The 24,465-nt window shown below is 43.4% G+C and carries 18 protein-coding genes and 1 pseudogene; 7 read left to right on the top strand and 12 right to left on the bottom strand.

What is annotated here, in order from left to right; all coding sequences use genetic code 11:
• Positions 1–44 precede the first annotated feature (44 nt).
• From MHH25_RS15270 to MHH25_RS15255, 4 genes are all read left to right on the top strand, one after another.
• On the top strand, positions 45–1,055 hold the full coding sequence (locus tag MHH25_RS15270; RefSeq protein ID WP_340020401.1) for an alpha/beta fold hydrolase: 1,011 nt from the start codon (positions 45–47) through the stop codon (positions 1,053–1,055).
• Positions 1,056–1,250: 195 nt separating this feature from the next.
• Positions 1,251–2,855 (top strand): hypothetical protein, encoded by a 1,605-nt coding sequence (locus MHH25_RS15265; protein ID WP_340020400.1) that lies wholly within the window; start codon positions 1,251–1,253, stop codon positions 2,853–2,855.
• 90 nt (positions 2,856–2,945) lie between these two features.
• Entirely contained in the window at positions 2,946–3,836 is an 891-nt protein-coding gene (locus tag MHH25_RS15260; RefSeq protein WP_076253078.1) for an ABC transporter permease subunit, read from the top strand.
• Positions 3,837–3,854: 18 nt separating this feature from the next.
• Complete coding sequence (locus tag MHH25_RS15255) at positions 3,855–4,745, top strand: carbohydrate ABC transporter permease (RefSeq protein WP_036671192.1); 891 nt, start codon at positions 3,855–3,857, stop codon at positions 4,743–4,745.
• A 105-nt stretch (positions 4,746–4,850) separates the two neighbouring features.
• Here MHH25_RS15255 and MHH25_RS15250 read toward each other — a convergent pair whose 3' ends face one another.
• Both MHH25_RS15250 and MHH25_RS15245 read right to left on the bottom strand, forming a co-directional pair.
• On the bottom strand, positions 4,851–6,596 hold the full coding sequence (locus MHH25_RS15250; RefSeq protein WP_340020399.1) for a sensor histidine kinase: 1,746 nt from the start codon (positions 6,594–6,596) through the stop codon (positions 4,851–4,853).
• 28 nt (positions 6,597–6,624) lie between these two features.
• A complete protein-coding gene (locus MHH25_RS15245) occupies positions 6,625–8,241 on the bottom strand; it encodes a helix-turn-helix domain-containing protein (protein ID WP_340020398.1) in 1,617 nt (538 codons plus the stop codon).
• Positions 8,242–8,428: 187 nt separating this feature from the next.
• Here MHH25_RS15245 and MHH25_RS15240 point away from each other — a divergent pair, with 187 nt between their 5' ends.
• Entirely contained in the window at positions 8,429–8,704 is a 276-nt protein-coding gene (locus MHH25_RS15240; protein ID WP_340020397.1) for a hypothetical protein, read from the top strand.
• A 232-nt stretch (positions 8,705–8,936) separates the two neighbouring features.
• Here the strand turns inward: MHH25_RS15240 and MHH25_RS15235 are convergent, their stop codons facing one another.
• The 6 genes from MHH25_RS15235 to MHH25_RS15210 all read right to left on the bottom strand — a co-directional run bounded on the left by MHH25_RS15235 (position 8,937) and on the right by MHH25_RS15210 (position 17,462).
• Positions 8,937–9,572 carry a hypothetical protein gene (locus MHH25_RS15235; protein ID WP_340020396.1) on the bottom strand — a complete coding sequence of 212 codons (636 nt, stop codon included), beginning with the start codon at positions 9,570–9,572 and terminating at the stop codon, positions 8,937–8,939.
• A gap of 164 nt (positions 9,573–9,736) precedes the next feature.
• Positions 9,737–11,464, bottom strand: coding sequence for a thiol reductant ABC exporter subunit CydC (gene cydC, locus MHH25_RS15230; protein ID WP_340020395.1), 1,728 nt, complete (start codon positions 11,462–11,464; stop codon positions 9,737–9,739).
• A complete protein-coding gene (cydD, locus tag MHH25_RS15225) occupies positions 11,461–13,284 on the bottom strand; it encodes a thiol reductant ABC exporter subunit CydD (protein WP_315371969.1) in 1,824 nt (607 codons plus the stop codon). Before cydD ends, cydC begins: the two co-directional genes overlap by 4 nt.
• 14 nt (positions 13,285–13,298) lie before the next feature.
• Positions 13,299–14,312 (bottom strand): cytochrome d ubiquinol oxidase subunit II, encoded by a 1,014-nt coding sequence (locus tag MHH25_RS15220; protein ID WP_179086461.1) that lies wholly within the window; start codon positions 14,310–14,312, stop codon positions 13,299–13,301.
• Positions 14,312–15,676: a cytochrome ubiquinol oxidase subunit I gene (locus tag MHH25_RS15215; protein ID WP_047842991.1), complete on the bottom strand. Its 1,365-nt coding sequence runs from the start codon at positions 15,674–15,676 to the stop codon at positions 14,312–14,314. The genes MHH25_RS15220 and MHH25_RS15215 overlap by 1 nt, the downstream gene beginning before the upstream one ends.
• A 394-nt stretch (positions 15,677–16,070) precedes the next feature.
• Positions 16,071–17,462 carry an MFS transporter gene (locus MHH25_RS15210; protein ID WP_340020394.1) on the bottom strand — a complete coding sequence of 464 codons (1,392 nt, stop codon included), beginning with the start codon at positions 17,460–17,462 and terminating at the stop codon, positions 16,071–16,073.
• 109 nt (positions 17,463–17,571) lie between these two features.
• Here MHH25_RS15210 and MHH25_RS15205 point away from each other — a divergent pair, with 109 nt between their 5' ends.
• Both MHH25_RS15205 and MHH25_RS15200 read left to right on the top strand, forming a co-directional pair.
• Positions 17,572–18,453, top strand: a complete 882-nt coding sequence (locus MHH25_RS15205; protein WP_340020510.1) for a LysR family transcriptional regulator — start codon at positions 17,572–17,574, stop codon at positions 18,451–18,453.
• 20 nt (positions 18,454–18,473) lie between these two features.
• Positions 18,474–18,644: pseudogene (locus MHH25_RS15200) on the top strand (GNAT family protein); the annotation flags it as partial.
• A gap of 59 nt (positions 18,645–18,703) precedes the next feature.
• Here the strand turns inward: MHH25_RS15200 and MHH25_RS15195 are convergent.
• The 4 genes from MHH25_RS15195 to MHH25_RS15180 form a co-directional block, all read right to left on the bottom strand.
• Positions 18,704–19,894, bottom strand: a complete 1,191-nt coding sequence (locus MHH25_RS15195; RefSeq protein WP_340020393.1) for an MFS transporter — start codon at positions 19,892–19,894, stop codon at positions 18,704–18,706.
• Between the two features lie 131 nt (positions 19,895–20,025).
• Positions 20,026–21,450: a 6-phospho-beta-glucosidase gene (locus MHH25_RS15190; protein WP_340020392.1), complete on the bottom strand. Its 1,425-nt coding sequence runs from the start codon at positions 21,448–21,450 to the stop codon at positions 20,026–20,028.
• Positions 21,451–21,478: 28 nt separating this feature from the next.
• Positions 21,479–23,368, bottom strand: coding sequence for a beta-glucoside-specific PTS transporter subunit IIABC (locus tag MHH25_RS15185; RefSeq protein ID WP_340020391.1), 1,890 nt, complete (start codon positions 23,366–23,368; stop codon positions 21,479–21,481).
• Positions 23,369–23,546: 178 nt separating this feature from the next.
• A complete protein-coding gene (locus MHH25_RS15180; protein ID WP_133384792.1) occupies positions 23,547–24,428 on the bottom strand; it encodes a LysR family transcriptional regulator in 882 nt (293 codons plus the stop codon).
• Positions 24,429–24,465: the final 37 nt, after the last annotated feature.

The raw sequence follows: 24,465 nt of genomic DNA, 5'->3' as shown, positions 1-24,465 counted from the left end.
AGAGTGAAATCAAGTTATTACTATTTTATAAGGAGAATCAATCTATGAACGATTATGAAACATATAACCTTGGAGATACATTACTTCAATCGGGACAACAGCTCCCTCAAGCCTTTATCGCTTACAAAACCTATGGAAACTTAAATGCGGCAAAGGACAATGTTATTGTTGTCCCAACATGGTTTGCTGGAATTCACACAGATAATGAATGGTTAATTGGAACGGACAAAGCACTGGACCCCAGTCGTTATTTTATCATTGTGCCCAATATGTTGGGTAACGGATTATCGTCTTCTCCAAGTAATACCCCTGCCCCATATGATAAGGACAACTTTCCCCTCATCTCCATGTATGACAATGTGCGTGCCCAACATCAACTCATCACTCAAAAATTCGGTATCTCCAAAATCAAACTTGTTGTGGGCTGGTCTCTGGGAGCCATGCAGGTTTATCAATGGGGAACTAGTTATCCTGAGATGGTCGAGCGTATTGCCCCCTTTGGCGGGACGGCAAAGAGCAGACCCCATACACAGTTGGTATTCAAAGCAATGATCGCGGCGTTACAGGCAGATTCGAATTATAAAAATGGTAGATATGAACGCCCTCCGGTTGCCGGTCTCGCAGCGATGGGAAGAGCTTATGCTCCATGGGGGTTCTCGCAGGCGTACTATTTGGAGAAATTGTACCAATCTGAGGGTTACGACTCTTTGAAATCTTATGTAGAAGATTACTGGGATCAAGTATTTCTTCCCTTCGATGCTAACGACTTGATTACCATGTTGCGTACAGGAATCTATGGAGACATTAGCGATAATCCCGTAGATGACGGCAACTTCGAACAGGCGTTAAGCAAGATCACTGCTCCTGCACTCGTTATGCCAGGATCAAGTGACTTGTTTTTCACGCCAGAAGACAGTTCGTATGATGCTCAGCATATGCCAAACGCGGTGTATCAACCTATAGAGTCCAAGTGGGGACACTGCTTTGGAATCGGAGCAAACGAAGAGGATTCACTCGTTATCGATCGTCATCTAAAGCAATTTTTGGAGACCTGAGTAAAAAAAGAAGGAGTACAAAGTAAAAAAAGTGCACAAAGCTCACAAAGCTCATTATTTTTTTCTCCGCTACAACTCAAAAGTAAAAAAAGATACCAGTTCTCGTCAATAACCTTTATATCACGTTCCCCCTTTCTCGTTTAGAATATTTTCAAGTAAGCGTTATTGAAATATGACTGATAAGGGGGAAAAGAAATGAACAAGAGAACAAAAGCCTTAGTCTTGTCTGTGTGCATGTCAACCTTATTACTCGCAGCCTGTAGCAATGGAAACGGTGCTGATAAAGGTTCAACGACGGACACGGATTCCAACGAGGCTGGAACAACAACCATTCATACCGTAACATCAGAATACTCTTCTGCAAAATATCCAAAGGGCGACGATATCACCAACAATGTATGGATTAAGCGATACAAAGATAAGTTTGATATCAACGTCAAAACAGACTGGGTCAGCGATGAGTACGATACAAAACTCAATTTGGCTATCGCATCGAACGATCTTCCTGACGTATTCAGAGTTAATCCATCACAACTGAGACAGTTAGTCGAAGCAGATATGGTCATGGACCTTTCCGAGGCCTTTGATCAACACGCTTCAGATCGTCTCAAAGGTTACATGGAAGCAGATGCAGACAGTTACGAATCTGGAAAGAAGGACGGTAAGCTATACGGGATACCACAGATGCACTGGGGATTAATTGAACAACCAGACTTCATCTGGATTCGGAACGACTGGAAAGAAGAATTGGGAGTCCAAGATCCGAAATCGGTGGAAGACATCAAAAATATCGCACTAAAATTCATGGAAAAGCACGGTGGTTATGGTATAGCGGTAGACCAATCGTTGGATTACCTCAACCTGCTGGCCATTGCATGGAATGCGCATCCGGATATGTGGATGGAGGATAGCACTGGAAAACTCGTGTACGGCTCCGTGCAGCCTGAGATGAAAAATGCGCTGGCTGAGTGGTCAGAATGGTACAAGCGAGGCATCATTGATCCGGAATTTGCAATCAAAGACTTTAATGCGATGAACGCGGACATTGTAGCCGGCAAAGTGGGCATGCAGCCTTATTACCAGTGGTGGGGTTATAATCCGGGTGTCGATACGGTATCCAATCTGGGTAAGGACGCCATCTTCTACCCTTATATCATCCCTACCGTTGATGGGAAAGAAGCCAAACAATCCATTTTCTTCGCCAACAACAATTATATCGTTATGAAAAAGGGATTTAAGAGCCCTGAAGAAGTGATCAAAATTTTGAACGACTATGCTTATATTGTGGATGAAGGCAATGGCAAGGAATCGACAGAAACGTTATCCGCCTTGCTGGACAACGATATTGCCCATGTTGTTGGAGCGTTCCGTGTACTTAATCCGAATTCCGATTACGAGCAATTTGAGGCGGTCTCCGCTGCCCTTCAATCCAAGGATACCAGTGGACTCACAACTTCGGGTATGTGGCAAAAATATAACAACAGTGTGGAATTCATGGAGAATGCAACCCCAGGAGCAGTTGGTGATTATTTGCAACAAGGGGCTCCAAAGAATGCGTATGGTCTTGCCAAGAAAGTACTGGACAGCGAGAACTATACAAAGACGGCCTTATGGGGTGTTACGCCAGAAATACTTTCAAGCTACGGAACAACCTTGGATGATATCCTGACCGAAGGTTTCACCAAGATCATTATGGGTAGCGAAAGTATCGATTATTTCGATGTTATTGTCCAGAATTGGCGTGCAGCCGGGGGCGATGACGCAACTCAGGCAGTTAATGAAGCCTACGGGAAGAAATAATCTCGTTTGTCACAAAGAGGGGATGAGGGTCATCCCTCCCCTTTATTTGATAGCGATTACATTTGGCGTACAAGGAACGGAGGAATACGAATGCTGAGAAAATGGCAGCAGCAGCGTGCTTACCATCTCATGTTAATTCCAAGCCTGGTCTTGGTCTTCATCTTTTGTTATATCCCTTTCTACGGACTTATTATTGCATTTCAGAAGTACAATCCGGGCCTCGGATTCAACTCGCCATGGGTAGGATGGGATAATTTTACCCACATATTTAATCAGCCGAACTTCGTAAGAACGATCTGGAATACATTGTACATGTCTGTCTTTAAGATTATCGGTGGTATAATCGTACCCGTAATTTTTGCATTACTGCTTAACGAGGTACTACACAGTGGAATCAAACGTACATTTCAAACCCTTGTCTACATTCCGAACTTCCTCTCTTGGGTCATTATGGCTGGCATCATGCTGGATATCCTTAGCTCCGACGGCATTATCAATACATTTCTAAGTGTATTTGGGATTGCACCGATCTCCTTTCTTGGCACACCCTCTATTTTTCCTTGGACGATGATTGTGAGTGACATATGGAAAGGTTTCGGGTTTGGCACGGTTGTTTATTTGGCAGCCCTGACCAGTATTGATCCGGGACTTTACGAAGCCGCGGTGATCGACGGAGCGAAACGGTGGAAACAAACCATCTACATTACGTTGCCTCTACTCATGCCAACCATTGTTTTAATGACCGTACTTTCACTTGGGAACGTACTCAATGCTGGCTTTGACCAAATCTATAATCTCTACTCCCCTGTTGTCTATCAGACGGGTGATATTATTGATACCTATGTCTACCGTTTAGGAATTCAACAAGCACAGTATTCAATTGGTACCGCTGTCGGGTTATTTAAATCGATCATTTCCAGTGTTCTCGTTGCTGTATCGTACATCCTGGCTTACAGAGTGGCTGGCTATCGTATCTTCTAAGAAGGAGGAACTTACATTATGATCTATGATAAAAGTATGAGCAGACGTGTGTTTCTTATCTTAAACTACACCATACTGCTTCTAATCTCTCTCCTATGTATCCTGCCGTTTATCAACCTGCTGGCTGTTTCATTCAGCAGCAGCGCGGCTGTATCTGCGGGGAGTGTTACGTTCTGGCCTGTGGAATTTACGACAAAAGCCTATGAATTTGCATTAACTGGAGGATCATTTTTCTCCTCTCTCTGGGTAGCCATTCAACGAACCGTTATCGGAACGGTGGTGAATCTGGTTCTGATCGTACTCACGGCTTATCCCCTCTCCAAATCCAAACAAAAATTGATGGGGCGTAATATCTATATGGGATTTTTCATAATAACCATGTTATTCAGTGGAGGTCTAATTCCAACCTATCTGGTAGTCGTCAAAATGGGACTGATCGATTCCATATGGTCTCTGATCCTGCCTGGGGCCCTCCCCGTATTCAGTATGATTATCCTCATGAATTTCATTCGGGGGCTGCCCGAGGAGATTGAAGAATCAGCCATTATCGATGGTGCTGGGCCTGTACAGGTATTACTTCGTATTCTACTCCCGCTTCTCAAGCCCGCTCTCGCTACGGTTGGGTTGTTCAGTATCGTTGCCCACTGGAATTCATGGTTCGATGGCATTATCTATATGAACAATCCAGACAATTATCCATTACAAAGTTATCTCCAGACCCTCCTGCAAAGTTTTGAGCAAATCATGCTGAAATCTGGGTCAGATTATACGCAGCTGTTGTCCATGATGAACGCCAGAACGGGGCGCGCCGCTCAGATGTTCCTGGGTGCCATTCCGATTTTACTCGTGTACCCATTCTTGCAGAAATATTTCACCAAAGGTTTGGTGTTAGGTAGCGTCAAAGGGTGAACAAAAGGGCTTGCAGTTCATACTGCGAGCCCTTTGTTTATATCTAAACTTATGTTTATGATCGCTGTACCGTATTATGAGATGCTTAAGTGGAAACATGAATGACTATTTGGCTTCTAGGATGGCAGGCAGCAGAATGGAGAAAATGGTACCTTCACCTATTTTACTCTCCACCTGTATTCCATAGGATTTCCCAAAATGAAGTTGAATCCGCCGCTGCACATTATGCAATCCAATCCCATTCGTTCCCGTACCTTCACCGGATTTCTCTTCCATTAAATTCTGCATCGTATGATGATCCATACCGACGCCATTATCGCAGACTTGGATCACAACTTCATCCAGCTGTGATTGAATCCGAATGGTGATGATTCCGTCTTCTTCGAGTTCAGCGAGTCCATGAAATATTGCATTCTCCACAATGGGCTGTAGAATCATTTTGGGCATGCGATAATTTAGCAGTCTATCCTCAATCTCGTATCTCATCTGAATACAATCGTAGTACCTGACATTCTGGATCGTTACGTAATTCGTTATATTATCAAGTTCCTCACGAATGGTTACGAGGGTTCCATCGGATTTTGTTGCATAGCGGAGCATCGAGATTAGTGCATCGGTCATTTCCACGATTTTATCAGCCTGCTGCATTGAGGCAATCCATTTCACCGACCCAAGGGTGTTATACAGAAAATGTGGCTTGATCTGATCATGGAGCGCACGCATCTCGGCCTTGGCTTTCTCTATTTCTTCCTGCTGCATCCGTTCGACCAACCGCTTCAATTCGTGTGACATTTTGTTGAATCGAATGGATAAATGTCCAATCTCATCTCTTGATCCAATAGGTTCAACTTGTTCAAACTGACCTTTCTCGACTAGAGAAATATTCCGTAGCAGTTTTTTAATGGGAGTTGTGATCACGTGAGATAAAAAGATGGATATGACGGCAGCAAAAAGAACAATGACGATGGCAAGCGTCACCAGATTACGGCCCAATATTTTGCCATCAGCAGTCAACTCATCCAAAGGCATATATAAGTAAGTTGTCCATTTTTGCTGACTTAGGGGACTGGTCACCACGACATTTAGTGCTTCAGGCGGACGAACGTTGTCCCGGAACAGTGTCCCGATTAATCGTTCATTCACGTTATATACGATCTTGTCATCCTCATCAACAATCATGAATCTGGAGCGCAGCCCTTCCTGCAAGTTGCGGTTGACGATTTCAATGAATTTGATATCAATGCTGACAACAATCACGCCAAGCAGTTTTCCACTAGTCACATCATGAATTTTGCGAGCGTGTGACACTGCCAGTATTTTATTCTCCAATTGCTCGTCGATTCGTGTTGTGAGGGTAATGGTTCGATCCTTATCATGCATGAACTTTTTAAACCACAATTCGTTTGCTACTTTGAAGTTTGGATCAATGGGTTGATGTGGACTGACAAAAAGGTCTTGCCCCCCGTTCATATTGTAAAGGTAGATGGAGAATACGCGATCTTTCATCATGATATAATTCATCAGAATATTGTATGCGGCAATCTCATGTTGTTCATCACCCTCTCGTAGGAAATCCTGGATCGGAAAACTCCCCTCATGAGTCGCAGACAGATTGTCACTAAGCCCATTGCTGGCGAGCAGCGAAATTTTCTCAATCTCCTTGAGGAACTCATCAATGCGAATATTCGTCTGTTTGGCCAGATCGTTTAGCAACGTTGTATAGTTCTGTGCCAATAAACGCTCTGAGGAGTAATACGAGTTGATTGTCATCACCAATACCGGAAGGATAATGACCGTCATACAGATCACCATAATTTTGTACTTGATTCGGAAGGGCCGAACATGCTTCATATGCTGCACCTCTATTCACCGATTACATTCATCCCTGCTGTAATTCTCGATATTCCTCAGGAGTGACACCTACCGATTTTTTGAAAATCTTACTGAAGTACGTGTAATTATGGTAACCCACCTTTTCTGCGATTTCATACACTCTCATTCCTCTGCTCAATAGATACGCCTTGGCATGTTCAATTCGAACTCGGGTCAAGTACGTAATAAAGTTCTCTCCTCGTTCCTGTTTGAACACACGGCTGAGATACGACGGATTCACACTGATTTGGCTAGCGATACTTTGCAGTGAGATATCTTCCGCATAATACTTGTCGATCAATTCGGTGGCGAGATCGGTGTACGTGCTTTCCTGTTTGATTTGGGAATCGGTTTGGAAGTAATACGCAATATGAGCAAGCATATCTTGGTGGATATCCTCCCAATACTCCCCCTTTAGAACGATTTCGTAGGGCGATTTCTCTGTTAAAGAAGGTGCACCTCTTTCCGTAGCTCGGGATAGATGGGAATGTATCGTTTCCATTACCATGATATATTGCTTGCGAATGCTATTCTCATCCGCTCGTAGCTGTTCCAGATTGGATCGGATTCCTTCAAGGAACTCTTCCGCCTTTTTGTTGTCTTTGCTTACCCATAACTTCAACAAATCTCGTTCTTGTTGCGGGCTTAAAGCCCCCTTAACTTCATGTCGATCTGGGGATTGAACCATATCATCGTAATACAACACCTGGTTGCTTCCTGTGAAGAAACTCTGTTGTAGAGCCGTTTCTGCCTCTTGGCAGGCCTTCCTGATGTGAAGGAAACCGGAAGTCATTCTACTTACCCCAGCCGTGAGCGATAGATTCATAAAATCCTTGATCGAAGACAGCAATTTATTACATAGTTTATTCAAGTCGGCGTGTACAGATTTGCTCTCAGGAAGTACATTGACGATCACCCAATATTCAGAGGAACTTTCAACAAAAATCTCTTTCTCCCACTTCGATGGAATGATCTCTTCCATAATATTAAGAATCGAAAATCGGAGCAGCTTTTCCCCCTTCTCAACATATTTCCGCTTTGCATCCTCGTAATAGTTCACGATGAACTTCATGACAACCAACTGGTCTGAACGTATACGAAAATGCAGTTCTTCCGCTTTGGTGACGATATCCTCCTCACTAATGAATCCGCTTACAATATCTTGGAAGAAACTATCCTTTAGATATCTTAGGCTCTTGGAATAGTCCTGTGTTATAGAGGGTGTGTTGGTTGGGTGAACATGTTCACTTTGCAGTTTCTGTCCAACAGTGCTCAGGAGGTCAATAAGGGAGGATTCGGTGATCTCACTTTTAATCAAGTAATCTGAAGCGCCAAGTTTTAGCGCCTCTTTCACATAATGAAATTCGTCAAAATTACTCAGGATGACATACTTACATGTTTTAAGTACGCAGGAGGCCTCTTGTATAAGCTGTAGCCCATCCATAATCGGCATCTTAATATCTGTAATAATTAGATCAGGCATCACTTCAAGCGCAAGGCTTAATGCCTCTTTTCCATTTCCCGCCTCACCAACAACATAGAAATTATACTCTTCCCAATTCAGCATGGAACGAATTCCAACCCGCATGAGCAATTCATCATCTACGATCATCAGTTTATACATGCGTATCCCCCAACATGAACCATTTTTAGATATTTTACCATTAAACGAACCGTTGCAAAGATGTCTAGCGAACCTTATTGAATTGCGGGTATCATAAATAACACTTTTACAGAACATATGTTCCTGTTATAATCAGATTATCGTATTTGGTGTAACATAACATGCCCGCCTGGAAAGGATACATATCATGAATTTATACAAGTTTGAATTAACGGTGAACGGATATCTATTACGTGTTCATTTCAGTGCATCTGAAGAAAGTGGATTGAAATGGTGCAAACGAATTGCTACTGAATTCCAGAACAACGTTGCCAATCTGGAGATCAAGGTTGATATACATAAAAAGCAGAAACAAAAGCATGCACGGGATTATCACGGAAAACCGTATCTGTATGATAGGACACTCAGGAAAAAGCCGCTTGCGAAGAAAAATAAGGCGTCTGAATCATCTGCTATTATGTAAAGGTTACTAAAAGACGCTAAGATTCTCATCATATAGGCTAATTGGTTGGAGAGAATTTAATTCGGGTGTTCTCCACTATGCCGAACAGTTTAGCGCCTCTGTATACTCTTGTCCTTCCTGTCCTTCCTTTAATACCAAAGATAAAAGCTTGCTCCTATGTGGAACAAGCTTTTATCCGTGTCAATTGTACTATATGCCAAGAAAGATTGTTGTTCACCGTTTGAGACACGCCCTAGTATCTCTCTGATTCCTTAAATATCATATAACGATGGACACCTCTGACAGCATGCATTGCTTCCTGTAATAGCTGAATCGCAGTTTCGCGTTGTCCCGCTTTTAGTTCGATCGCTGCAAGAAGCGAAGATCTCATCCAGACCTTGTTAATGGATTTCAAGTGTTCCCTCGCCTGCTCACTTCTTCCTTCTTCCATAAGCAAATACGTTTCATAATATGTACGATAATCCGATCTACGCATATTCTGCACCGCAGTACGAACAGCTACCAAGTCGTTGCGATAGGAGCCGTAAGCTGCATTATAGACTGCTTGGGTCCTTTTATTTGTGTCCTCATTTCTGATGCGCTCTATTGTGTGTTCCAATTCATCATCAAGTCTGTTTGCAAGAGCGTAATAGATATAAAGCTTTGGGGTATTCTCCTGTCTGCGTAGAAAAGCCTCGACGCGCTCCATGCGTGTTTCCCAACCCAGAGGATAAAAAATACGAATGGTAAACATGATCAGAGTAGCGGTGAGAACGACCCCAAGTATCCAAAACAGAGATTGGTCATTCATCTTCATGTACACAACAAATAAAAATACGGCCAAATAAAAAACAATATCCCACTTATACTTTCCCATCTCCATCTCCATCTCCATCTCCTTCATAGACATAAAAAAACTATTATATCAAAACAAACCCCAAGGAGTATATGCACTGCATCCTTTGGGGTTTAGTTAAATTTATAAAATTGATTTATTGAAATTTTCTTCATTAACGACAATCGACCGTATTGTCTACTCAATAGACTAGATTCTTACGCCCCGACGTCTCCAATCATTTGTCGTTCAATTTGTTTCATTTCATAAAAATAGCCTTTTTGCTCCATCAGCTCGGAGAAAGAACCCGATTCTACAATCTTGCCTTGGTCCATGACCACAATCCGATCCATCTCTTCCAATCCCGTCAGCCGATGGCAGATCAGGAGAAGTGTATCTTCGGATGCCTGTGCCAGAAGATGCTGCAATACACGTTGTTCTGTGACGTAATCCAGTGAAGACGTCGGTTCGTCCAGAAGCCATAACCGTCCTTTGCGCAGCATGGCCCGTGCAAGAGCCAGCCGCTGCTTCTCACCATCCGACAGGTTCTCCCCTTTTTCATACACCATGTCGGTCAACAACTTATTCGGCAGTTGGACTTTATCCAGCACAGCCGACAGTTGTTCATCCGAATGATCTTCTCCATTCAGCAACAGGTTATCCCGGATGGTTCCCCGGAAGAAGTGGCTTTGCTGCAACACGACATTCGTCCCTTGCCAAATGCTCTCTTCATTCAGTTCCTTCACCGAAACATCGTTTAATCGTATATCGCCAGACGTTGGTGCGCGCAGCTTGAGTAACAAATCAATAATCGTTGACTTGCCTGACCCGCTCGGCCCGACAATCGCTGTTTTGGAGCCTGCTGCAAGTTGCAGAGATAGCTCCCTCAGCGCCGGTCTCCATTCCCCTTCATATTGGAAGTTAACAACGGATAGGTCAATCGAAACCGCCTGATCGGCTGAAACTTCACCGCTTGGCTGTACAGGTTGTACATCGGAGGTTGGCACTGTTTCCGCCAGTCGCTGAGCGGCGTGTTCGCTGTCCTGCTTATATAGAGGCAATATAGCCATTGAGGCAGCTTCTTCGAACACGGTCTGCGTGGCCAGGATCAACATGGCGAGGAATACACCGGCAAACGCTCCATTCACAATTAAAAAGGCGCTCAGTGCCAGCACTCCCCATGTAACAAGATACGTAACAAAAACGTGCATGGATTGCCCGCGCAGCAAGTGCGAAGCGGCTTGCCTCTGTTCCGTTGCCAATGCAGCAGAAGCCTGCTGAAGCTGTTGCTCACGCTGTTCCAATTGGCCATATACTTTCAAATCCCTGAAACCATACAACACTTCGGTTACTTCCGTGGACAGCAAGGCCCGTTGCTGGTGGACACGTCCGTTTATTTTTCGCTGACCTAACAAGACAATACCTGGTACAACAAATGCCGTAATTAGCATACCTAGTACTAACAAACACGCAATCCAGATCGAAAAGGCCGAAGTGAACAGCATGGTAGCCAAAAACACCATAACGACCATGATGGGTGGATACGCGACCCGCAAAAAGTAATTTTGCAAACTTTCCACATCACCCACGATCCGCGCAAGCAGATCCCCGCTTCGGTTTTTGTTCAATATACCTGGCGTTACCGGGATCAGTTTGGCAAAAAAGGACGTCCGCAAACGGCTCAGCATGGAGAATGTCGCCCTGTGCGAATACAAGCGTTCCCCGTAGCGACTTGCCGCTCGAAGGAAACCAAGTAGTTTGACCATGGAGGTGAGTACAATTAAGGTGTACAGCGGTGGCGCAAATACTGTTTGAGATATCATATAACCACTCGCGGAAAAGAGAGCTACCCCTGCTATGCCGGCGATAAATCCGCCCAATATCGAAAGCAAGATATCCTTGCGCTCCTGAATCATCGCTTTTGACAGAATCGTCAGCTCATTCATGCTAACCCTCCTTTCCGTTGTACATCAACCATCTCCGCATATTGAGGCAGGCGCGCCAGAAGTGCTTCATGATGTCCTGAATCCACTAATACCCCACTATCCATAAACAAAATGTTGTCCGCATGTTGAATTGTATATAAACGGTGTGCCACCGTAATCATCGTTGCCGTTTTGGCTAATGCCGCAATGGATTGTTGCAATACCCGCTCGGTGTGTAGATCCAGACCAACGGTGGGTTCGTCGAACAAAATAACAGCTGGTCGCTTCAGAAAAGCACGTGCCAAAGCAAGTCTTTGCTTTTCCCCACCAGACAGCCCCCGGCCACCTTCACCAACAAACGTATCCAAGCCCTGCTCCAATTGTGCAACAACGCTAGCAAGCCCTGCTTCCTCTGCCGCCTGCTCAATTTCAGCTCTGGAGACGTTCCGACCCGCGCCAATCGCGATATTTTCGGCAAATGTACCTGCAAAAATATACGGATGCTGTGTAATATAGCTAACACGTTCAAACCATGCAGCCTCATCATGTTGCGAAAGCTGGCTTCCGTTAACCAGAACCGCTCCCGAATCTGGTTTCAGTAAACCAGCAATGAGATGAAGCAGCGTGGTTTTACCTGAGCCACTTTTGCCTACAATAGCAATCTGTTCTCCCGGTCCAATCGAGATCTGTCCTGTCTCAAGTCCAAAGGAATCAGGTGTGTACTGGAATCGGACATCGTTCAGTTCAATGGTTGGTGGCATTGGAATCAACTCGGCACGAGCTGTACGAAGCTCTTCCGTCTTTGCAATTGCATCGACATCGGTTAATTCGCTTTGATCCGGTCCTTCTTCAGGCTTCGTTTGTGTGCTCTTGACACTAGTGTCCGCGAGCATCTGTTCCACCTTGCGAATGGCCCCCATACTGGTTCGCCCGCTGTGAAAAGCCGTTCCTGTATTCTTCAACAGACTGTAAAACTCAGGGACGAGTAACAACACGAGAAAGGCTGTGTGGAAGCTCATCGATTTGAACACGAGTAACTGGATAGCCAGTTCAAGCGCGACAATACCAATGCTTAACATCACGATGGATTCCAGCATAAACGTATTTGTAAATGCAATCTTCAAAATGCCCATGGTGGCATCACGATACCCCAGACTGCTGCGTTCAATCTCCTGCTGTTGACGTTTAGCCCGTCCGAATATTTTCAACGTAACCAGCCCTTGAAGCGAATCCAGAAATGTACCGGAAAATTCAGCCAGTTGCGCGTATTTTTCTTCTGATTTGTTCTTTGTCTTGAGCCCAACCAAGATCATGAACAGCGGGATAAACGGTGCCGTAAACAACATAATCCAGCCTGTGTTAGAGTGCTGCGTAAACGTAACAACCAGAATCAGAATCGGGATCATCGCAGCTTCCATCATACGCGGCATGTACTGACTGAAATAACTGTCGGCCTCATCCACAGCATCCAAAGCAACACTGACCTTTCCTCCCGTCTGTCCACTCAGGGTTGAAGGCATGGAAGCGCGGGTCAGGTTCTGCAACACAGATGCTCGCATATTTGTCTTGGCGCGTGCTGCCATATGCAAGCCCACTTTCCCATTACCATACGACAACAGTGAGCGTACGGCCATAACAGCCAATAATAGGACAAGCAACAGGATCACTGATGAAAAGGAAGCTTTCTCTACAAAGATTCGCTGGACTGCTTCAGCCACCAAAGTGGCCTGGCTTATAATAGCTACACCAAGGGCCAGCGAAATGATCGCAAGGAGAAGTCTGTTTTTTCGTTGTAAAGACATTTGCTGCGAGATCAGATTGGATTTGCCTCTCCTTTTCATTGAACGCTCCTCCTTTATTTTTTCCCTTTCACATAATCCGCATCAAACAGGAACAGTTTGAAGACCAGGATTAGAGAAGGAATTAACAAGCACAGACCACCGATAAACACAACGACGAGTGCAAAGCCCATTGCAGGTGATGTGGCGCTACTCTGAATGGTGATGTATGGATCGAGAATGTAAGGATATTGCCCAATCCCGTAAGCGAAAAAGGCTGTGAGAAATTGCAGCATGATGCATATAAAAGCTAAACCATAACGGCGTCCGTTATATAACAGCCACATGGCAATCATGAAAAACGCAACGGAAAGCGCCAGCAGCCACCATAAATCCATCATATTTTGAAAATGACGCTCATTGTGTTGACCCAAATATATAAATGCAGTCAGCGCGAGAATAATGGTCGGTGTGCTCCAGAACAAAGCATAGTTCCGCATCAGCTTCAATGCCGAATGGTCCTCTGCGCGAGAAGCGTAAAATGTGAGAAATGACCCACTAATGAACAATACGGACACGATGGCTAGTCCAACAATGCTCCACGATAATGGATTCGTAAATAGTGCCCAGTAATCCAGGGAAACGGTATCTCCCTGCTTCAAAATAAAGCCACCTTCAGACAGGGTCAGTGCCACTGACAATGACGCTGGAATAAGTAGACCCGTAGCTCCGTATAAGAACAAATACACGATACTTTTTTTGGAACCATAATTTTCGAAAGCATAGAATGAACCACGAATGGCAAGTAAAATGACGGCAATACTTCCCGGAACAAGTAGCGCGGAGCCATAATAGTAAGCAGTATCCGGAAAGAATCCAACGATGCCAATATAGAAAAAGACAAAAAATACATTGGTGATCTCCCAGACCGGTGATAGATAACGGGAGATCAGACGATTAATCAGGTGATCCTGCTTTGTCAGGCGTGCATAAAAGGCGAAGAAACCTGCTCCAAAATCAATGGAAGCTACAATAAGATAGCCGTACAAGAACAGCCAGAGTACCGAAATACCAATTAATTCATAACTCATTATGCCTGGCCCCCTTTCTCGGCTGATTGATCATGCTTCTCCTTCAACCATTTCTCCATCTCGAGTTCAGCAGGATTGTTATTGAACAACCGTCTCAGTACGACGACACACATAACGCCTAGCAGGATGTAGAGAAGCAAGAAGACGAAAAATAAAATTCTCACACTCGGTGAAGAAGTAGCGGCCTCTTCTACCCGCATATAACCTCGGATGATCCATGGCTGCCGCCCGATCTCTGCATAGAACCAACCCATCTCAACGGCCAGAAAAGCAAGCGGTGCACTCAGTGCAACCATACGAAGCATCCACTTGTTAAACTGATTACGTTTCTTCCAGAATACAAACAGGAAGTACAGACTTGATATAGCAAGCAGAGCGAATCCAATACCAGCCATTAGATCAAATAAATAATGCACAAGTAAGGGCGGGTGTTCATCTGGTGGAAATTCGTTCAGCCCGGTTACCTCGGCGTTAAAGTCTCCAAAGGCAAGGAAACTGAGCAGTTTCGGCAAATGAAGAGCGCCTATAATTTCATGTTCTGCATTCAGCCATCCCAAAAAAATCAAATCCGCGCCGCTTTCCGTCTCGAAATGCCACTCGGCAGCTGCGAGCTTCTCCGGCTGATGCTCAGCCAAAAATTTGGCAGACACATCTCCAGCTAAGGAATTTAATAAACTGAATACCAGCACAACGGCCATCATGAGATTCAAGCCTTTTTTGTGGTAGGCCGACACCCCTTTTCTCAGCATCGCAAAGGCTGCTATTCCTGCCAACAGGGCAGCTCCTGTCAGATAAGCCGAGCTTAATACGTGGAATACTTTGGAGAAGGTCGCCGTATTCAGCATCGCTTGTACGGGGTTCACTGCCATGAATTGACCTGCTTCCATGACAAAACCTTCAGGCTGGTTCATGAATCCGTTCACTGTTGTAATAAAAACAGCAGACATGCCTGCCCCGGCGACAATTGGGATGGTCAGCAACCAGTGGATATATGGATTTTTGAACCGATCCCACGTGTACAGATAAATACCCAGGAATATTGCTTCAAAAAAGAATGCAAATACTTCCATAAATAGTGGCAGTGCAATGACATTCCCGGCCAGCTTCATAAAATTCGGCCATACCAGGGCCAACTGCAGTGATATCGCTGTACCTGTCACAACACCAACAGCCACAGAAATGACAAACCCTCTGGACCACCTCTTTGCCATAAGTATGTAATGGTGATCCTTCTTCCGAATGCCGATGAACTCTGCAATAGCAATCATCAAAGGTACACCGACACCAAGCGTTGCAAAAATCACGTGGAACCCGAGCGTCAAACCAGTCACCAGCCTGCTCCATAAAACCGTATCAATAGCCATTCTTTGTGTTGCCTCCTTTCAAACTCTGTTCAATTTAGAAACATTCAATATCAGATTTGGCCAAGCTCAATGCAGAATTGCGAAAAATTTCACAAAGTTAGGTATGACGATATCTTGCCACACCTATAATGCGTTTACTCCTGTAGGCCCCCGATAATAACAATCATTGGATGCCTATTAAAATCTGATATTGATGCACTTAATGTACTAACCAAGCCTATTAATCAAAATTATTATATCTTTATTTTTACCTAATTCAATCAAAGACACGTCTTCTACCCTAAACGTTCAAGAAAGGATCAACTCTTTCTGACAACTTGGTGAAAATCAAAAAATACACCCAATGGAGCTATTGATTCATTGGGTGTAAACGTGTTATTGCACGGAAGATTCTCTATTTTACTTTCTCCGGACTCACCGCACCTGCCTCGCGACGTACGCTCATGATGATCAGTGATGCAGCTAATACCGTAAGGATGATTCCAAGCATCTGAAATCCTGTCACATTGAATGTATCCCCCATAACAATTCCAATCAATAACGACGATAAAATGGTCCCCAGGTAGCGTGATGTATTAAAAATACCCGATGCGACTCCAATCATTTCTTTCGGTGTGCTTTTAAACAGTGCTGCTTGCATACCGACCGCGTTTAGGCCGTTACTTATGCCAAATAAAGCTAAGGCAACAATGATTATGAAGATTGGAGAAGTTTCATTCATAACAACGATCAATATGGATCCAAATGTCATTAAAGAAGCGGATACGATCAGAGCTGGCCGTGATCCTGATCTGTCAATCCAGCGTCCTGCGATCGGAGCAATAATGACTGAGCATAACCCCAAAGCTAGCATGCTCATTCCTGTATGAACTTCGTTGAGATGACGTACCTGCTTCAAATACGTAGGAACTCCAAAAAAAAGTGCGTAAAACAGGATGTTCACCAGCATGTATTGCACATTCACCCAAGTCATCTCGGGATATGAGGCAAACGTTCGCAGAGGGATAAAAGGCGTGGCTGCTTTTAATTCATGTCGGATGAACATGACGAGTGCGATTAACCCGATCCCCCCTGTCAGCAGATGCCATGTTGAAATATCTCCTGTGGAATTTACTGATAGTAAACCGATGAGCAGAGTCACCAAAGCTACCGTAAACATCAGGATACCTGGTGCGTCAATTAACGCAAGCCATGGCCGAATGGACATGTGACCAGAGATAGACGGAGATTGCTCGTCCTTCGGGATTGTTTTCCAGGCGAACCAAAAGCTTGCCATGACAAACGGAATATTAACGAAGAATATGCTGTGCCAGTCCCACCAATGAATCAATACTCCACCAATAAAAGGTCCAACTGCAGCCGCTCCTGAAAGGAATATAGCCAAGGTGGACAAGGCGGAGGCTTGTTTTTCAGTCACGTTCATTCTGACAATCGCCATTCCGACGGCCACCATCATGCTTGTGCCAATTGATTGAACAATCCGGAATACGATGAGCCACGAAAAACTGGGAGACCACGGAGCTAGCATGGACGACACAAAAACAATAACAAGACCCATGAGGAAGATCTTCCTGCGGCCAAACAAATCACTACACTTGCCCATAACGGGTTGAGCGACAGCACTGGCAATATAAAATGATAAAATAATCCACGAAACGGCTGTAAAATTAAGTTGATACACTTGTTGTAGCCTGGAGATTGCCACCGAAATCATGGAGGAATTCAACGGATTCAACATAATTCCGAGTCCAACAGCTAACATCAATCCTTTATTTCGAACGTTCATTGGTGCACCTCTCTCTCTTCTGCTGTTATTTTACTTGAACGTATTCATTTATTCCAACGCATTATATGTTATGATTTGATGAACTAGAAGGAATGAAGGAATGGTGCAAATGGAGCTTCTTCAACTAAAATATTTCCTTACGGTGGCCCGATGCGAGCATGTTACGGAAGCTGCGGGAAAGCTGCATGTCACGCAATCCTCCCTGAGCAAAACGATACAACGATTAGAGGACGACCTTGGAGTCCCTTTATTTGATCGAATCGGGAGAAAGCTGCGACTAAACGACTTTGGAAGAACATTTCTTCAGCGAACTGAAAAAGCCTTATTTGAATTGGAACAAGGAAAGCGGGAAATTGCTGACCTCTCCAATCCGGATCAGGGTACACTGCAATTGGCGGTGACTACGGCGAGCACATTGCCAGGTATACTGCGGGAATTCCGGAAAAACAAGCCGGATATTCAGTTCCATGTGCAAATGGTTTCGTTAGAAAACATGTCCAGACTTCTGCATCGGGGCGAGGTGGACTTTTGTCTCTCCTCCCCTCCGATTGAAGGTGACGATATCGAATGTCAGATACTATATGACGATCCGATTGTAGTCGCTGTTCCTATGGGTCATCGATATGCAGACCGAAGCAGCATTCAATTGACAGAGCTTAAGGACGAGTGGTTTGTTGGGGTGAAGCAAGGGTATGGGGTTCGTGATATGGTGGATTCCGTATGTCAATCCGCTGGTTTCCTACCGAAGTATGTATATGAAGGGGATGAGCCTGCAAGATTAACAGCCCTTGTGGAGGCGGAGATCGGTCTCGCTTTTATACCTAGCACAGCCAGAAACCCGCACGAGCGCATTAAATATCTTCAGGTAGAGGAACACCAGCTCGTTCGGGAAATCGCTCTACTTTCGCACAAAAACAGGTATATTTCCAAAGCCGCTTTAGAGTTTCGCAGCGTAGTTATGGACTATTTCAATGCTATGCCACGAGCATAAATTCAGTCCAGAGGAGTCCATTCGAACATCTGAAATTCCACCGGATAGAGGCTCATATCAATGTGGATAACACCCCTTCCATGAAACTGGCAGAGAGTGTTGGTATGGAATTTGAATGTCTACGTAAAGGGTTTATACACGAAAATAATGAATGGACCGATCACTTGGTGTATTACAAAAATTATAATTAAACGGTTCATACAACTCATTCTAAAACAAGGGAACTCCATATCAAGAAGTTCCCTGTTTTCTATGTTTGTTGAATATTCTTCTTTTTGCGATGAAGGGTTACTACTCCCAAACTAACTGCTGAAATCGATAATAGGATTATTGCATTACTTGAGACTAATGATTGCACTGTATCTAGTCGTAATAATTGCGTAATTAACCTTCCTTCATACGGTGAAAGTGTGGCTCCCAAGTTATACGCGATCAGAACAATGGTCGTACCCAGCTTTGCCATTTTGGCGATTTGTTGTGCAAAAGTATGCAATAAATAGGGCATTATACAGCGGAATGAAAACCCGATGATCATTGAGCACACGGTAGTAAGCATGATACTTTGCGAGATCGTCGTAACGAACATCGAGCTTCCAAGTAACAGAATCGATAATGGAACGATATAGTTACCGAGTGTTTTGTATACTTTCCCAAAAGAAAAGCCGGCAACAAAAGCTCCCAAACCTATAAATGCAATCATGTTGCTTCCATTTGTCGCAGTTCCGATATTTTTTTCCAAAATCAAAGGAGTAATCTGTAAATTATAATTGATGAAAATAGCTACTATTACAAATAATAAGAGACCATAGCCAATCATGACTTGAAGGGCTTTTTTATTATTTGTGTGGCTTGGATTCGTGGTGACCTCTTCTCTTATATTAAGCTCTTTTTTATCAGAAGGAACGAAAATCAGGAATGCAGTGAAAATAGGAAGTGCCAGGGCGTAGACATAAAATGATGTGTGCCAGCCCATTTTCAATAGTTGACCAACGAGTAGTGTTAGACAAATGCCTCCTAATCCCTCAAAGGCACTTTCTAAGCCAATTACGGTTGCTTGTTTAGCTGGATTCTTATGATACATATCACTGATCATCTGAATGATGAGCCGGTTAAATAAACCTACACCTAACCCAAACAAACAGCGAGAAATGAACAGCAACGAAAAGAGGTCATGATACAATGCAGGGAATACTCCCGCAATGAGAACAAGCCCTAATCCAGTTAGTATAGTTGCTTTCTTCCCAATAAGAAGTTCAAGTCGATTAGCAATTAACACACCAAGAATGACAAATAATGAAGGTATGGTTGTTAATAATCCTACGTGTGTTACCGATATCTCTGGAAAATCATTGGTTATTGCAGGAATGTTAGCGGCAATCACTGGACCTGAAGAAATTAATAACGCAACGGACAATAACGAATATGTTCTAAGCTTCTCCATGGATATTATAAAAAACCAACTCCTAATGTTTGTATTTGCTCCATATGGCCGATAGTTAGCCTTAATGCTGCGATAAATGGATAAAGCAGTAACGCATAAGTCGATGACTTCATACGTTACTGCTCAGTCGATTAGAGTTCTTTGCCGTTACTTTGAATAACTTTTTTGAACCATTCAAAGGATTTTTTCTTGCTGCGTTTCAACGTACCATTTCCAGCGTCATCTTTGTCGACATGTATGAAACCGTATCGTTTACTCATCTCTCCAGAACTTGAGCTTACTAGATCAATGCAACCCCAGGACGTGTAACCCAACAACTCTACGCCATCTTCTTCCACTGCTGTTATGAAAGCTTGGATGTGTTGACGCAGATACTCGATTCTATAATCATCAGCAACATATCCCGTCTCATCAGGAGTATCTATCGCTCCTAAGCCATTTTCAACGATGAATAGTGGCTTTTGATATCGGTCATACAAGGAGTTCATTGTAATTCTTAGACCTTCAGGATCGATTTGCCATCCCCATTCACTCGTTTTCAAATGAGGATTGCGCAGTGTTGGAAACAGGTTAGCTGCCGTTTGTGTGTTTACTTCCGGATCTGCACTGGTTAATCGTGAACCATAATAACTGAACGAAACGAAATCAACCGTATTATTTTTCAAACATTCCTCGTCCCCGTCTTCCATGGCTAAATGAATATTCATTCGTTCTAACATTTTCTTGGCATAGTTTGGGTATTCTCCTCGGGATTGTACATCGACGAAGAAGTAGTGCTCGCGATCTCTTGTCATGGCTTTCCAGACATCATCTGGTGCACATGTATACGGGTAAGTGTTGGCACCTGCTAACATACAGCCAATCTTAATTTCCGGGTTAATTTTACGCGCAATTTCAGTTACTTTTGCACTTGCGATCAATTGATGATGAGCCGCCTGATACTTCACAGCATCCTCATTCTCACCTTCTTCAAACACTAGGCCTGAGCTGCCAAAAGGTAGATGCAACAGCATGTTAATTTCATTAAAGGTAAGCCAATACTTCACTTTATCTTTATAACGGGTGAAGATCGTTTCACACAGTCTCTCATAATAATCCACCATTTTTCGACTTCTCCACGATCCAATAGTTTTCACCAAATGAATAGGGACATCAAAATGGGTAATGGTGACTAACGGCTCAATGCCATACTTCAAACATTCGTCAAATACATTTTCATAGAATTTCAAACCCTCTTCGTTGGGCAACTCGTCATCTCCATTAGGGTAGATCCGAGTCCATGCCAAAGATAAACGGAAACACGTAAAGCCCATCTCTGCCAATAAAGCAATGTCTTCTTTATACCGATGATAAAAATCAATAGCCTCATGACTCGGATAAAAATGTTCTTGATCACACTCCAACATTTTTAACTGTCCTCGCATGACAGGAACACGATCTTTCCCTGCCGGGATTACATCAACTGTGGATAGTCCCTTGTTGCCTTCTGCATATCCACCTTCACATTGGTTAGCAGCAACTGCCCCACCCCACAAAAAGTCTTTTCTTAAAGTCATTAAAACACACTCCTAACCTGTAGTTTTGTTAAGCTTTGACAACCAACAATGTATTGTTAAAATCAATATTTTTGGGACTAGTCTCTGCGATCACATCCGAGTAACTATACGAATTGGTTACAATAACGGGCGTTTGAGTGACATATCCTTCTTGTCTGATTTTGTCCAGATCAAAAGTCAGCAAGGTCTGTCCTTTTGTAATTCTTTGACCTTCTTCAACGAACGCTTCAAAATATTTTCCGTTTAGCTTAACCGTATTTAAGCCGACATGAATAAGAATTTCGACTCCTTCATCGGATAATAGTCCAATAGCATGTTTCTTAGGAAATAGGGACACAATCATGCCATCAAATGGAGCAATGACTTTCCCCTCGCTAGGTTCAATAGCAATTCCTTTACCCATTGCTTCTGAGGCAAACGCTACATCTTGTACATCCTGAAGTTGAATAAGCTGACCTTTAAGTGGAGTTGCAATAACAGAATCTTTAATTGTAATGACTTCATCCGCAACCCCACTCACTTCGTTCGCATTTGAGCCAGTGTTCTGTAAAGGTGCGGCTTTTTCATATTTCAAACTGAGCAAATAGGTAAGCACAGCAGTTACGACAGTTGTTATAACAAGTGCGATCCAAATGTTATATAGATTCCAGATATTTTCACCAATGTACAGAGGAATCGCCGGGATTCCTGAAGCGCCTGTTGCGTAACGAGAAACATCCATTAGCCCTGCAAAGAGTCCCCCACTGGCAGCTCCAATCATACCCGCGACAAGTGGGTATCTCTTCGGTAAATTTACGCCGTAAAGAGCTGGTTCCGTGATTCCCATCAACGCGGTGATCCCACTGGAAGCAGAAATTTGTTTTAATGCTTTATCCTTGGTTCTCATCCCTACAACTAATGCCGCAACACCTTGACCTATACAATTGATCATCGCTCCAGGACCGAGGATATTCTCATAACCTGATGTGGTGATTTGAGCAATGGATAGAGGAACAATATTATGGTGCAGTCCAAACATAACCAGTATTGGCCAGAAGGTTGCTACCAGGAAAATAACCAGCCAGCTACCATGTGCACCCAGGAATTCAAAACCCATCGCTAAATAGGTTCCAAAAAATGACCCCAGTGGTCCCAATACGGTTAAAGCCAAAATTCCCGTTACTAAAATAGTGCACATGGGAACAAAAATAACTTTCACTGCATTCGGAATGATCCTTTTAAACAACGATTCAATATATGATTGTGACCAAACGATTAAGAGAATTGGAACTACAGAAGAACTATAAGATACAAGAGTTAGCGGGATTCCAAAAACACTTACGTCAGTCCCATCCAAACGCAATTGTGTCAAGTTGGGATGGAGTAAAACACCGGCTAAAACGAGTGCTAAGACGGGACTGCATTTTAGTTTGTTTGCGGCTGAAAACGCCAACAAGAATGGTAAAAAGTAGAAAATAGCATCTGACATAAGACTTACGACATAGTAGGTTTGGGAATCTTTTGAAATCCAGTTGAACAAAATAAGTAGAGCGAGTAATGCCTTGATCATACCAGCCCCAGCTATAGCAGGGACAATCGGACTAAATGTCCCCGAGACGAAATCGATTAATTTCCCCAAAATACTAACTTTTCTAGCTTGAGTTGGTTCACCCGATGAACTCGCGTTAGGTTGAAGATGCTTGATCACTTCTTTGTAAACGTCTTCAACATGTGTGCCGATGACGACTTGAAATTGTCCACCGCTCTCAACCGCATCAATAACACCGTCAAACGACTTAAGCGCTTTTTGATCTGCTTTACTAGTATCATTCAGTGCAAATCTAAGCCTAGTCATACAGTGAGTCAGAGTGGATACATTCTCACTACCGCCCACTTTCTCTACAATATCTTGAGCCAACTTCTCGTATTTCTTGCTCATCCAATAATGCCCCCTCTTGTTGTTGCCACCTAAATGAATGAAACCGAAAGCGCTCTAAATAACTTCTCTTTGCAATAAAAAAAGCTATTTATCTGAAGTACATAAAGGCTGCATTCATTACACCTTTAAAATATCATCTGATAAACAGCTATAGCCAATACCTATAATTTATACTTTATTATGCCTGAAAGGCATGCCTGATATGTTCCAAAAAACGTACCTCCGTTTGACTGAATACCTTGTGTTTTTTCCAGACAATCACTGTTGGAAACTGAAGTTCCGGTTGAAAAGGTCTAAAGCATAATGTGTCAGACTGCTTCATTGCAAGCGCACCCTCAATACAGATTGCTGTCCCTAACCCCTCCTCTACGAGGTTCAGTACGTTAGATATTAAATTATAGGTCGCAACAAAGTTTAAATGTGCATACTCATCGGCAAACCAGCTTGCAATCTCATTCTGTACGACAGATCGGCTGGATATGAGCAGAGGTACTCCGGCTAAATCGGTTGAAGTTACATATTCTTTCTGTGCAAGAGGTGATGAGGTCTTCATAAGGACTCCCCAGCGTTCCTTCTGGGGCAGTCTGATAAAATCGTATTTCTCAATGTGAATGGGCTCTAACAAAATGCCCACATCGAGCAGTCCTTTATCGATTCGCTCCTTTATGTCATCCCCCGTTCCACTATAGATGTGATATTTAACCTGCGGATACTCCATATTGAAGTCTTTTAATAATTGTAAAATAACATTGGATGTTAATGATTCAACACTCCCGATCGATATGGTTCCTCCAACCAGGTTGTTCTGATCTTTAAACTCTTTCTCTGTTTTATCCGCAAGTGTGAGAATTTCTTCTGCTCTTTGACGTAGAAGCATGCCTGCATCTGTCAGTGTTATTTTACTTTTCCCGCGTATAAACAATTGAGTTTCTAAATTTTTTTCCAGATCAGCCAACTGCCTGCTTAACGTTGGCTGTGTAACATGTAAGATCGTTGCAGCATGTGTGATATTTTCTACTCGAGCTACTGTCAAAAAATATCGAAGTACTCTTAACTCCATAATTCCTCCTGATTTACATTCATTTAAGTGTCTCCTG

The organism is Paenibacillus sp. FSL H3-0457 (assembly GCF_037981725.1).
GTDB classification, from domain to species: Bacteria; Bacillota; Bacilli; order Paenibacillales; family Paenibacillaceae; genus Paenibacillus; species Paenibacillus amylolyticus.
This window is presented reverse-complemented; position numbering and strand designations above follow the sequence as displayed.

What these genes read in the sequence shown, in the direction of transcription:
- cydC (WP_340020395.1), bottom strand. Translation starts at nt 11,464, where the DNA reads ATGAATGAGCTGACGATTCTGTCAAAAGCGATGATTCAGGAGCGCAAG.
- MHH25_RS15255 (WP_036671192.1), top strand. Translation starts at nt 3,855, where the DNA reads ATGATCTATGATAAAAGTATGAGCAGACGTGTGTTTCTTATCTTAAAC.
- MHH25_RS15220 (WP_179086461.1), bottom strand. Translation starts at nt 14,312, where the DNA reads ATGAGTTATGAATTAATTGGTATTTCGGTACTCTGGCTGTTCTTGTAC.
- MHH25_RS15180 (WP_133384792.1), bottom strand. Translation starts at nt 24,428, where the DNA reads ATGGAGTTAAGAGTACTTCGATATTTTTTGACAGTAGCTCGAGTAGAA.
- MHH25_RS15235 (WP_340020396.1), bottom strand. Translation starts at nt 9,572, where the DNA reads ATGGAGATGGAGATGGGAAAGTATAAGTGGGATATTGTTTTTTATTTG.
- MHH25_RS15205 (WP_340020510.1), top strand. Translation starts at nt 17,572, where the DNA reads ATGGAGCTTCTTCAACTAAAATATTTCCTTACGGTGGCCCGATGCGAG.
- MHH25_RS15185 (WP_340020391.1), bottom strand. Translation starts at nt 23,368, where the DNA reads ATGAGCAAGAAATACGAGAAGTTGGCTCAAGATATTGTAGAGAAAGTG.
- MHH25_RS15190 (WP_340020392.1), bottom strand. Translation starts at nt 21,450, where the DNA reads ATGACTTTAAGAAAAGACTTTTTGTGGGGTGGGGCAGTTGCTGCTAAC.
- MHH25_RS15265 (WP_340020400.1), top strand. Translation starts at nt 1,251, where the DNA reads ATGAACAAGAGAACAAAAGCCTTAGTCTTGTCTGTGTGCATGTCAACC.
- MHH25_RS15270 (WP_340020401.1), top strand. Translation starts at nt 45, where the DNA reads ATGAACGATTATGAAACATATAACCTTGGAGATACATTACTTCAATCG.
- MHH25_RS15250 (WP_340020399.1), bottom strand. Translation starts at nt 6,596, where the DNA reads ATGAAGCATGTTCGGCCCTTCCGAATCAAGTACAAAATTATGGTGATC.
- MHH25_RS15195 (WP_340020393.1), bottom strand. Translation starts at nt 19,894, where the DNA reads ATGGAGAAGCTTAGAACATATTCGTTATTGTCCGTTGCGTTATTAATT.
- MHH25_RS15245 (WP_340020398.1), bottom strand. Translation starts at nt 8,241, where the DNA reads ATGTATAAACTGATGATCGTAGATGATGAATTGCTCATGCGGGTTGGA.
- MHH25_RS15215 (WP_047842991.1), bottom strand. Translation starts at nt 15,676, where the DNA reads ATGGCTATTGATACGGTTTTATGGAGCAGGCTGGTGACTGGTTTGACG.
- MHH25_RS15260 (WP_076253078.1), top strand. Translation starts at nt 2,946, where the DNA reads ATGCTGAGAAAATGGCAGCAGCAGCGTGCTTACCATCTCATGTTAATT.
- MHH25_RS15240 (WP_340020397.1), top strand. Translation starts at nt 8,429, where the DNA reads ATGAATTTATACAAGTTTGAATTAACGGTGAACGGATATCTATTACGT.
- MHH25_RS15210 (WP_340020394.1), bottom strand. Translation starts at nt 17,462, where the DNA reads ATGAACGTTCGAAATAAAGGATTGATGTTAGCTGTTGGACTCGGAATT.
- cydD (WP_315371969.1), bottom strand. Translation starts at nt 13,284, where the DNA reads ATGAAAAGGAGAGGCAAATCCAATCTGATCTCGCAGCAAATGTCTTTA.